Genomic DNA, 10,315 nt, shown 5'->3' with positions numbered 1-10,315 from the left:
TCAAGCCTTCTCGTCTGGCGCGTCAACCGGTCCGGGCTCGTCAGCCGCGTCTGCGACCAGATAATCCTCGCCATCGGACGTCATCTCCAGGCGCCATCCATCCGGCCACAGGTGACCGTTTACGGGAGCAGCCGTCGCGTCGAAGAATTCGACACCTTGGGGAAAGGCCGCCATGTGGAACACGGCAACGTCGGTGAAGCCCAGTACGAGCAAGACAGTGCGGCCCGGTGCGAGGAAGACGACCCGCCCGGGCACCAGGTAAGGGTTGGGGCGTACAGGTGTCCCAGGCCGGCGTCGTAGCCCCAGGTGCTGTAGTGATCCCAGCCCGGCATGGTGAACGCCTGGATGGCGCCGATTGGCGCATCGGCGGGCTGCGCCGGGGCGGTGGGGGCGCGGTCGGTGTAGGAGTCTCCCATACGCCGTCGCTGTGTTCGAGCACGTCCATCCGGACCGTGTTCTTCATCGTGCGCGGCAGGTGCCGAAACTCTTGGGCGCTCATCTTCACCTCGACGGCAGGCCTCGGGATGTCGGCGTCGCGCAACCCCAGTCCCATCACCGACGGCCGCTCCTGGTTCCAGGTGTTGGTGCGTTCGGCCAGCAGCAGTAACACGCGTTCGACGGTCGGATCGGCGAGCTGGAGTCCCTGAACGTAGGCGATGGCGTGTTCGCTCACGTGCTCTTCCCTTCGGCCGGCGGACAAACAGGTGGCGCAAAGCGGCCTTCTCGGTGTCGAGATGCGCCTACGACACCACCCCAACAGCAAACGCCCGCTGCCGACCGCGCAGAGGGGTTTTCCTGAGTTTCGCAGCGCTTTACGCACGGGCGCGCGCCCCTACCGGCCGACCGGCGTCTGCAGGGTGAGCAGCCCCTCGTCGAAGGCGAGCCGGAGCGCAGATCCCCGCGGATTGGCGTTCCGTGAGGCGTTTCAGTGAGAATGCGGGAATGGATCTTGCGCCCGATCTCTGCGCGCACGGCAGGAGACAACCACTCGCGCAAAACCGCGTGTCCGGCGCACCGGAAGGTGGTGGCGATGGCTGAGTTGATCGATCTGGTGTACACCACTGCCGGCGGCATCGTGGGCGCCGCGGTGACCACGTATCTGTCGCGTAACCATGAGCGGCGCCATCTGCGCGCCGAAGTGCAGCAGCGGCTGCAGCGCGTCGCCGCGGTACGGGCCGGCGTCCGCGACATCGCACCGAGGGGGGCCGGGAACGGGCGAGGGGGTCGGTACGTGGCGGGCAAACGCCTGCTCGTCTCAGACCACTTCAGGCTGTCGGTGCTCCTTGAGGACGGCATGGACGCCGAACGCGCGCTGCGCGAAGCACTCGATGGCCTCGTCGTGAGCGCGCTGTCGGCAGGTGTGCCCCGCAGAGTTCTGGATTTCGCGGGCGGCGGTGAGGAACAGGCATTCCAGGGCGAGGTCTTACGCCTCATCGATTCGCGCCTCGGCGGCGCCCTGGATGAGGCGAGCCTTGATGCGCTTGTCACTGCTGGCGATGACTACCTGGAGGCGACCACCCAGCTTCTCCTGCAGGCGCTCTGGCACCCATGGCGGAGCCGGCTGCGCATGCGCGCCCGGTTGCGCGCCCTGCGCGCTCAGGCAAAGGCCCTGCACCGGCGTCAGCAGGCTGCCATGGCCATCCTGGCCGGGCCCGAGCACACCCGCGCTCTCGACCAGGCCCTCACGCTCAGCCCTGACCGGGCTTGAGCCCACGACGGCCCCGGTCGCCTGCGGCCGCCGATGCGGTGCGGGCACCGCACGAGGGACTTGCCCGCGGGCAGCACCGACGGCTTGCCTGTGGTCCCCGGGCCGGGGCCAGCGCAGGAACGGCGGCGAACGGATGCGGCTACCGGTGAACCGGCGCCTGCACGGTGAGCAGGGCTTCATCGAAGGTGAGCTGGAACAGCTCCCCCAGCCGCACCGTCACCCAATCCTCGCCCGGCGGTGCGGCCGGTGTGGCGCTGGTCTCGGCGTTGGCGGCCGTCTCCAGCAGTCCCTGCAGCAGGGCGTGCGCGTGGCCGAGCAGATACCTGTTCACCCCTGCCCTGCGCGTCGTCTTGGTCCACCGGCCCGGCAACTGGAGCATCCCGTCCCGGACTGCTTGCGCCTGGGCGGCGACACCGCCCAGCAACGCTGGCCTTCCTCATCCAGCAGCGCACCGGCGACCACCGCATCACCCTGGTCGACGACGCCGCCGTGGCGCGGTTCCCACACATGAAGAACGCGACCGACTGACCACGACGACGATCGGCCTCGGCCAGGAACCAGAGAACCTGGTCGGGGCCGCGTCGACTCCGGCACTCGTCAAGCCGTAGCGTGATCGGCCCCTCGTTAAGACCGTGTCCTATGTGGTGAGTCGGACGTTCATCTGCACCTGGGCCGAACGGGCAACCGCGACTGTCATTTCAGGGCGGAGCGCACGGATCCCCTGACCCGCTCGCCGGTGGCGAACAGGCGCGGTCTTCCGAACCGCGCCTGACATGGTGGGGTGGTGAATTGGAACACGCGAGCGCTCGATGTGCTGGCGGTGGGTGAACCCACCCCGCTGATCGACTTGCCGATATCGGTGCCCGGGATCAGGCTGCTGCTGAAGGACGAGTCCGCGCAACCGACGGGGAGCCTGCGGTACCGGCACGCCAGGGCGCTGTTCCGCCAGGCCGTGCTCGACGGTTCGGTCACCGAGGGCGTGACCGTGGTGGAGGCGACCGGCGGCAACGCGGCCGTGGCCCAGGCGTGGTTCGCGCGGCGGCTCGGGCTGCCGTACATCGTGGTCATGCCGGGCGAGCGCAGCCAGGCGCGGGCGCGGGCGGTGGAGGAACTGGGCGGGGAATGCAGATTCGTGACGCCGCCGCCGGCGATCTACGAGGCCGTCCGGGAGATCGACGGGCACTTCCTGGACCAGTTCGGGCGGGCCGCGCCGCACGACCTGGCGGAGGAGCTGTTCGGACAGGTGCGGCCGGACTGGGTGGTGACGGGCGCGAGCACCGGAGCGACCTCGGCCGCCCTCGGCCAGTGGATCCGGGCCCACGGTGCGGACTGCCGGGTCGCGGTGGCGGATCCCGAGAATTCGGCCTACTTCCCAGGATGGACCCTCGACGTGCCCGACTACGGCACCGGGATGCCCTCGCGGATCGAGGGCATCGGACGCCCACGCGTCGAGCCCGGCTTCCGGCCCGACCTCGTGGACCTGGTCGTCCCCGTACCCGACGCGGCCGGTCTGGCGGCGGCCCGGCACATCCGCGAGGTGACCGGGCTGCCGGTTGGCGCCTCCTCGGGCACCACGTTGTGGGCGGCGCTGGAACTGGTGGAGCGCATGCGGGCCAGAGGCGAGACCGGCACGGTGGTGTCGCTGATCGGCGACGCGGCCGATCGGCATCTGGCGACCTGCCATGACGACGGGTGGGCCGCCGGGAAAGGGCTGGACGTCGGACAGCACATGGGCACCCTGAGGCGGCGCACCAGCTTGTGACGCCTCGACGTACGGGGTCTACGGCCTGCTGCGTAGCCACCGGCGTCGCCCCGGGTACCTGCTGTGACCGGAGGTGCGAGCTGAACTTGACCGATCGGCCTTGCGCCTGCCGAAGTTCCTCCGCACTCCGCCCAACCGATCAACCGGACGCCTCACGGCGTACGCCGAAATCCAGGTGCCCGACGAGTTGGCGATCCGGCACTCTGCCCGCTATGACCTTGAGAACGACGACCGAACCCCCCGCAGGCGTGCTCGCAGCCTTCCGTCTGGCGGGAGCACCCCGCCCGCTTGCTGGTGGCCAGGGGCAGAGCTTCCGCGTCGGGAACGCGGTCTTGAAGCCGGTGGACACCGCGGAGGAGGCCGAATGGTGCGCAGAGGTGTTCGCGGGCCTGACTTCCACGTCTGAGTTTCGAGTTCCCCGGCCCTGTCGTGCAGATGACGGAAGCCACGTCGTAGCCGGGTGGGCGGCCTTCGAGTTCGTGGACGGCCAAGCGGGGCCGGCCGGCGAGTGGGCGACGCTGATAGCCGCGGGCAGGGCCTTTCACCGGGCCTTGCGTCATCTGCCCCGGCCCGGCCTGCTTGACCGGCGCCAGCATCCCTGGGCGGTAGCCGACCGCATCGCGTGGGGCGAGATCAGTTCGGTGACATCGGCTCACACCAACGGGCTGCTGGCGACGTTGCAGGATCTCCAGCGTCCCGTGGACGCGCCCAGCCAGCTCGTGCACGGGGACCTTACGGGGAATGTGCTGTTGATGTCCGGGCGACCGCCTGCTGTGATCGACTTCTCGCCGTATTGGCGGCCGGCTGGGTATGCCGAGGCCATCGTCGTCGCCGACGGCCTCCTCTATCACCGTGCGGAGCCTGAACTCGTCGACAGGGTGCTTCCCGGCCGCGATGGGCTCCAGATGCTTGTCAGGGCTCTGACCTTCCGGTTGGCCACCGCGGCCCTCTTCGAAGGTCCGAGCGGGACGCTCCCTCAAGAGGAATTGGCACGCTTCGCACGTGTGACCCGTCTGGTGGCGGAACGGATTCACACAGATCATCACTTCGGCATCGGCCTTCGGGAGCCTGAGTACAGAAATTAGCGGTAGAGGCTGCCACCTGCGGAAACGTGTGATCATGACCAGATGGAACGTTAACTCTGTCCGGTCTTTCAAATCACATCCGCCCAGGTCAATGCTCTGGGACGTCCGAACGCCATGATTCGGCCACTGCCCCACCCTGGTCGTCCACAGCCGTAACCACTCCGGCGGCCACCCGCAGCCCGGGCCCTCTGACCAGCTCGGACGCTCTACTTTGCGTCTGGTGACACCGACCCGAGCGCCGGGCCTGGACGGGTGAGTCCGCGCCGGGGGAACCGACGAGGTACGGCCCGTCTCGGCGACCGCCCTGGGCGCCGGGGCCGAGTACGAGACCTGGCCCGGAGAAGTGTCCGCCCGGCATCCTGTGGCCGTCCGCGGAGGGAGAGAACGGCGTGCCCGGGACTCCGCACATCCGAGTCCCGGGCACGCCGTTTTCAGGGGGCTCAGCCGACGGCGTAGGCGCGGGTGATCGTCTGCGTGACGCCATCGCCGGCGGAGTCTGTCACCGTGGCGCGCAGTGAGACGAATCCCGGCGTGCCGGGGTTCGTCAGAAGGGCCGTCCACCCTGCCCGGGAGGGGATCGCGGGAACCGGACGCCAGGTCGCGCCGTCGTCGAAGGACGCCTCCAGCTTGATCGACCTCACCTCGGCCCCGGGAGCTCCGGGGTTCCTCTCGACCCAGACGGGCAACCGGGTCAGCGACCGCGGCCTGGCCCGGTTGAGGTCGTCGAGGCCGGTTGGCGCGTAGCGTACGGCCATCAGGGGCAGCGGTCGCGGCGTGGCCGTACCGGCCGAGTGGAACGTCCAGACCGCGTCCACCGCGGTGGACAGCGTCGCGTTCGGCACCTGCCTGCGTGCCGCGGCGGTGAGGGTGTAGACGGCGGCGTCCGGGGGGAGCTTCGCCGTCAGGCAGTTCCTCACCCGAACCGCGCAGTCCGCCAGGTCGGCCCTGGCGACCACCTTGGTGTCCCGGGTCAGGGTGACGTCGCCGGTGACGGAGGCGTCGGTGCCGGTCCGCCCGGCCACGCCGTCGGTGAACAGACCGCCGGGGAAGAAGGTCAGCTCATCGCCCGTCCGGGCGCCGCCGGAGGTCGCGAACGCGGGACCGGTCACCGCGGGATTCCACAGCTCGCGGTGAGGTCCGCCCGCCGGGTACCGGTCGGTGCCCGTCGTCGAGAGGGTGCCGGACCGCAACTGAGAGTCCCAGACGAACCCGGGGGTGCGGTAGTGGGTCATGGTGCCGGGCAGGTTGACGTCACGCGTCGGATACACGATCGATGAGCCGGACTCGGGGAAGAGGGGGCCCAGGGCGATCTCTCCCTTGGCGGCCACACCGGACGCCCGGTAGGTCGCGGTCACCTTGACGAGGTCACTCGTGCGCGCGGTGTAGGAGGGATCGTCCGGGATACCGCCGGTGCGATGGTCGACGAGGTCGTAGCGGTACGGACTGGGAACGGTGTCCTTCCTGTGCCATACGGTCCTGGTCCTGTAGCTCAGTCCGGCCTGGCGGCTCGGAAGCACGAAGAAGGACCGGTTGGGGTCGGCCCAGGCGATCCACGCGAAGTTCCAGGACCCGTTGGCCAGGGCGAACTCCAGGACCTGGTCGGGTACGGCGGTCGGCTCGTCCAGCGAGAACCGGACCTGCTTGCCCTGGCGCGCGTCCAGTGCGATCCGCCGGTCGCCGTCGACCTTCACCGGCACGTGCGCGGTCGTGATCGCGATCGTGGACTCGGTCACCACCTCCGCGTAGAGATTCCACTCCCCTTCGGGTAGCCGGACCTTGGCCGCCCCGTCCCTGAAGGGCAGATACTCCTGGGCGCCGGTCTTGAGGTTGTACATGTGCCCCTGGACGACTGCGGAGCCGCCGTCGAGACCGGTCGCGGTGATGGTCACGTCGTGAGACTTCGGCTCCACGTACGCGCCCGCCAGGGTGCGCAGGACGGTGCCGCCCGATGTGGCCGTGATGATTCCGGGGTAGTCTCCCGGCGCCTTCCCCTCGGCGTCGATTGTGAGGGTGAGCGAGGACTCTCCTCCGGCGGGCACCTCAAGCCGCTGGACCGGCAGCTTCAGTACGTCGACGTCCGTGGTGAGGTCCAGGGTGACCGGGACGTCGCCGGAGTTGGCGTAGGTGAGGGTCCTGGTCGTCTTCCGGCTGCCGGACTCCTGCCAGGGGAAGACCACCCAGAGATCGGCCGATGGCGACACGACCGGCTGCGCCAGCGCGCGGACCAGGTCCACCCGCCCGGTGCCCTGCTCATACGGCGTGGCGCCCGCGGTGGGCGCGGCGGTGCCGGTCAGCGCCGCCTTGAGCCGTTCGCCGTTCCAGTCGGGGTGGCGCTGGGCGAGGATCGCGGCGGCCCCCGCCACGTGCGGGGCGGCCATTGAGGTGCCGCTGTGCGCGGCGTAAGGGCCCTCGGCGGTGCCCTCGGCCGCCGCAGCCACGATGTCGACGCCGGGGGCGGTGAGGTCCGGCTTGATCGCGTGGTCGCCCACCCGGGGGCCGCGGCTGGAGAACTCGGCGATCTGGTCCGCCCGATCGACGGCCCCGACGGTCAGAGCCGCCTCAGCGCTGCCCGGGCTGCTCACCTTGCCGAGCCTGCCTTCGTTCCCCGCGGACATGACGAACAGCGCGCCGGTCCGGGCCGACAGCGTGTTCACCGCCTGCTCCAGGACGTCGATGTCCGGTGTGTCCTGCCCGCCGATGCTCACGTTGATGATCTTGGCCTTGACCTCGGAGGCGGCCCATTCCATGCCCGCCAGCAGGGCGGAGTCGGTCACCCCGTTCTCGTCCCCCACCTTTCCGAGGGCGATCTTGGCATCCGGCGCCACACCCCGGTACTTCTCGCCGGCCCCCGCGATGATCGAGGCGACGTGCGTGCCGTGGCCCTCACCGTCTCGCATGTCGGGGGCGTCGCTGAAGTTCCGCGCCTGGGTGACCACGCCCTTCAGGTCCGGATGGTCGGTGTCGTAGCCGCTGTCGAGCACGGCCACCGTGACGCCCTTGCCGGTCAGGCCCTGCTTCCACGCCTCCGGGGCGCCGATCTGCTTGACGCTCCGGTCGAGGCTGAACGAGCGGCGGCCGTCGAGCCAGAGTCTGGTCCTGCCCGCGGCCAGGGCCCGGGGGCCGCCGATCAGGTCCTTCCAGGTCTCGCCGGCGTGTGCCTTGGGGAGGCGCAGGGCCGTCATGCCGAGATCGGCCAGCTGCCTGGTCTGCCGCGCGGCTCGCGGGGCGGGCGCGAGTCCCTGGGCCGACTGCGCGATCACCGGGATGTCGGTCCTGTCCGCGTCGCCGTACCGCCATTCAAGAAGCTGGGTGACGTCGAACAGCCGTTCGTCCAGCACTCCCTCGGCCACCAGCGGCATCGCGTCCGAGGGGAGGACGAAGAGATGGCCGCCGCGGCGCTGTACGGCGTAGCGCACCTTCCTGCCGGGCCCCGGCTCCACCCGGTGACTCCTGCCGGTCACGACGACGCGGTCGCCGGTCACCAGGGTCACGCTGCCGGTCTGCTGTGCCGTCCCCCGCGCCTCCTGTGTCGTCCGCCCTTCTCCTACGACGTTCTCCCCTTGGGGAACGGGATCCTGGACAACCGTGACGCCGACCGCCACGGTCAGAATCGCGGCCATCAAGCCACTGCCCAAGCTCATGCGCACCTCTCGGTTCAAAGGAAATGGATCATCCGCTTCCCTTGGGCAGTTGGCCGCATTTGGTTACAGGCCTCCCCGGCCGCCGCCGAGCACGTCCGCACCCGGCGCGCCCACGGCGCCGGATCCCGTAGTGGGACAGGGGGTCACGCGAGGTGCCGTTCCGCCGCTCCCGCGTAGGAGCTGAGCGGCCGGATCAGACAGTCGGCTGCCAGTTGCTCGTCGATGTGGGCCATCACGAAGATCGGGGTGAACGTCGGGATTTCGGCGTCCTCCAGATACCCCAGCAGGGCGCGGGAGCCATCCGCCCAGCCGCCGTGGCGGCTTGGGCGACGTCGTCGGCCTCACGCAGCGCCCCGTGCACGGCGGCCACGTCGCCGACGTGTCCGGCGCGGGTGGCCTCGACCATGAAGAACATGCCTTTGAGCAGCGTCCGCATCGCCTCGGTGTAGCCGTGGGCGTCGCGGGCCTTGCGGCTTTGGTTCATCGCCGGGCCCAGCGTCGTACGGGTCTGCTCCAGCAGCCGCTCCAGGTCGGGCAGCACGGTCAAAAGCGCCGCGCTGGGGCGGGGGGTAGCGGGGGTGGGGTTCACCGGTCGTCTCCTACGGCGGGGGGCGGATACTGGCGGGGGCTACCAGCATCTGGGCGAAAGTCTCCGCCAGGGCGATGCCCGCGGACGGGGGAATCCGGGTTCACCACCAGACGGCGGAAACGCCAGCCGAGCGGCCAGGAGCATGTGCCGTTCAGCGAATCGGGTGCCGCGCCGGGGCGTCAGCGCGGCCCGCTGGGCGGGCGGGGCGGCAGACCACGGCGGGGTGACCGCGTCGGCGACCTGGCGTGCGAACGCCTCGACGGCAGCCGTACCCGGTCGCACGCCGAGCTGCGCGGCGCGTGGGCCGTGCTCGGCGACGGCGCGGAGGACGCCTTCGAGTGGCCAGGCGTCGGTGGCTTTTGAGCCACACCATCAGGGCCAGCAGATGCGCGTCGGTCGAGGACTTGTCCCGCGTCCACTCGATCTCGTCGTCCGACGGGGTGAACGCGTCGGACAGATCACGCGACGCCCATCCGCTTGAACGTCGGGTAGGCGGTGTGATCGATCGACGTCACCCGCACCTCAAAGATACGACCGACAGGACCCCTATTCGCTCGCTCGGCGCCTCCACCACGGGGATACTGCATGTCGATGATCGAATACGACAGTCCGGTCTCGTTCCGCGGTCAGCTCCAACGGGGACGCGGTGCCGCAGTGCATCGTACGTCGACCGCCCCCGGCGCCGCCGACACGGTGTATGAGTGCGTGATTACGGACACGCGCTGGGACCGACAAGTTGATCAACGCGACAGCTACCTCGCCGGCCTCATCGCTCGGCTCGACCTGCCGCTGGCACCGATCCAACAGCACCTGCTCACGTACGACGGCGAGGACGCTGAACCGGTTGAGCTTGCCTTGCAGGTCCTTGCCCTGCTTCCGATGGTCGGTCGACTCGACGCGGCGGCCGTGCTGCGCGGGTACGCGATCGACGGGCCGCATTGGTCCACGGCACTGGAGGCGATCGTCGACAGCGGGGCGATGAAGCTTCCCACCATCTGGGACGGGCTCGCTGACGACATCATCGCCAACCGCGACGATGCCCAGCTTGCACAGGCGATCTGGTGCGACACGGAGCCGTGGACAACGTTCGCGCAGTCCCAGCCACGGGTCCGGCGAATCATCGACGAACTCAGGGCCTCCCGTTCACCCGGACCGGCCAGGCGCGACACACGACCCGAAATCGTCGCCATCGACAACGAAGACCTGATCGGGCTTGTCGCTGCCGGCGGCCTCGAGCAGCCGCGGGCGCTGGAGGAACTGGGCAGGCGCGGCGATCGCATCGTCTTCGACTTCGCCGAAGACTCCGGCCTACGCAACGCGGCCGGGTGGCTGCCGGGTATCCCAGGGGTACGGCCGGAGTACGCCGGAAACACACCGCGTGGTCCAGGCGTCTGATTCGGCTCAGCGCTTGCGTCGCCGAGCCGCAGGGTCGTGTTCGGCGGTGATGCGGGCGGAGGTCTCCTCGCCGAGGCGGACGTAGTGGCCGAGGCTGGCCAGGTGCTGGTGGCGGGACTTGGCCTGCAGTTCGGG

Annotated in this window: 9 protein-coding genes; 5 read left to right on the top strand and 4 right to left on the bottom strand. The window is 69.8% G+C overall.

Going from position 1 to position 10,315, the window contains the following annotated elements; genetic code table 11:
• Positions 1-255 carry a hypothetical protein gene (locus tag ACFOYY_RS41315; protein WP_386196983.1) on the bottom strand — a complete coding sequence of 85 codons (255 nt, stop codon included), beginning with the start codon at positions 253-255 and terminating at the stop codon, positions 1-3.
• 775 nt (positions 256-1,030) lie between these two features.
• Here ACFOYY_RS41315 and ACFOYY_RS41310 point away from each other — a divergent pair.
• Positions 1,031-1,708: a hypothetical protein gene (locus ACFOYY_RS41310; protein ID WP_352013472.1), complete on the top strand. Its 678-nt coding sequence runs from the start codon at positions 1,031-1,033 to the stop codon at positions 1,706-1,708.
• 139 nt (positions 1,709-1,847) lie between these two features.
• Here ACFOYY_RS41310 and ACFOYY_RS41305 read toward each other — a convergent pair whose 3' ends face one another.
• Entirely contained in the window at positions 1,848-2,132 is a 285-nt protein-coding gene (locus tag ACFOYY_RS41305) for a hypothetical protein (RefSeq protein WP_386196980.1), read from the bottom strand.
• A gap of 396 nt (positions 2,133-2,528) precedes the next feature.
• On the opposite strand from ACFOYY_RS41305, the gene ACFOYY_RS41300 reads away from it, so the two are divergent.
• Both ACFOYY_RS41300 and ACFOYY_RS41295 read left to right on the top strand, forming a co-directional pair.
• A complete protein-coding gene (locus tag ACFOYY_RS41300) occupies positions 2,529-3,470 on the top strand; it encodes a PLP-dependent cysteine synthase family protein (protein ID WP_386196978.1) in 942 nt (313 codons plus the stop codon).
• Positions 3,471-3,682: 212 nt separating this feature from the next.
• Complete coding sequence (locus tag ACFOYY_RS41295; RefSeq protein ID WP_386196976.1) at positions 3,683-4,555, top strand: TIGR02569 family protein; 873 nt, start codon at positions 3,683-3,685, stop codon at positions 4,553-4,555.
• A 440-nt stretch (positions 4,556-4,995) separates the two neighbouring features.
• On the opposite strand, the gene ACFOYY_RS41290 is transcribed toward ACFOYY_RS41295, so the two are convergent.
• Positions 4,996-8,175, bottom strand: a complete 3,180-nt coding sequence (locus ACFOYY_RS41290) for a S8 family serine peptidase (RefSeq protein WP_386196974.1) — start codon at positions 8,173-8,175, stop codon at positions 4,996-4,998.
• Between the two features lie 253 nt (positions 8,176-8,428).
• On the bottom strand, positions 8,429-8,785 hold the full coding sequence (locus ACFOYY_RS41285) for a hypothetical protein (protein ID WP_386196972.1): 357 nt from the start codon (positions 8,783-8,785) through the stop codon (positions 8,429-8,431).
• Positions 8,786-8,929: 144 nt separating this feature from the next.
• Between ACFOYY_RS41285 and ACFOYY_RS41280 the strand changes: the two genes are divergently transcribed.
• Both ACFOYY_RS41280 and ACFOYY_RS41275 read left to right on the top strand, forming a co-directional pair.
• A complete protein-coding gene (locus ACFOYY_RS41280; RefSeq protein WP_362779042.1) occupies positions 8,930-9,148 on the top strand; it encodes a hypothetical protein in 219 nt (72 codons plus the stop codon).
• A 222-nt stretch (positions 9,149-9,370) separates the two neighbouring features.
• On the top strand, positions 9,371-10,180 hold the full coding sequence (locus ACFOYY_RS41275; RefSeq protein ID WP_386196970.1) for a hypothetical protein: 810 nt from the start codon (positions 9,371-9,373) through the stop codon (positions 10,178-10,180).
• The last annotated feature ends 135 nt before the right edge of the window (positions 10,181-10,315 follow it).

It is taken from the genome of Streptosporangium jomthongense, assembly GCF_042650425.1.
In the GTDB taxonomy this organism is placed as follows: Bacteria; Actinomycetota; Actinomycetes; order Streptosporangiales; family Streptosporangiaceae; genus Streptosporangium.
This window is presented reverse-complemented; position numbering and strand designations above follow the sequence as displayed.

Coding starts and splice junctions, on each gene's coding strand:
- ACFOYY_RS41310 (WP_352013472.1), top strand. CDS start 1,031: ATGGCTGAGTTGATCGATCTGGTGTACACCACTGCCGGCGGCATCGTG.
- ACFOYY_RS41290 (WP_386196974.1), bottom strand. CDS start 8,175: ATGGCCGCGATTCTGACCGTGGCGGTCGGCGTCACGGTTGTCCAGGAT.
- ACFOYY_RS41295 (WP_386196976.1), top strand. CDS start 3,683: ATGACCTTGAGAACGACGACCGAACCCCCCGCAGGCGTGCTCGCAGCC.
- ACFOYY_RS41275 (WP_386196970.1), top strand. CDS start 9,371: ATGTCGATGATCGAATACGACAGTCCGGTCTCGTTCCGCGGTCAGCTC.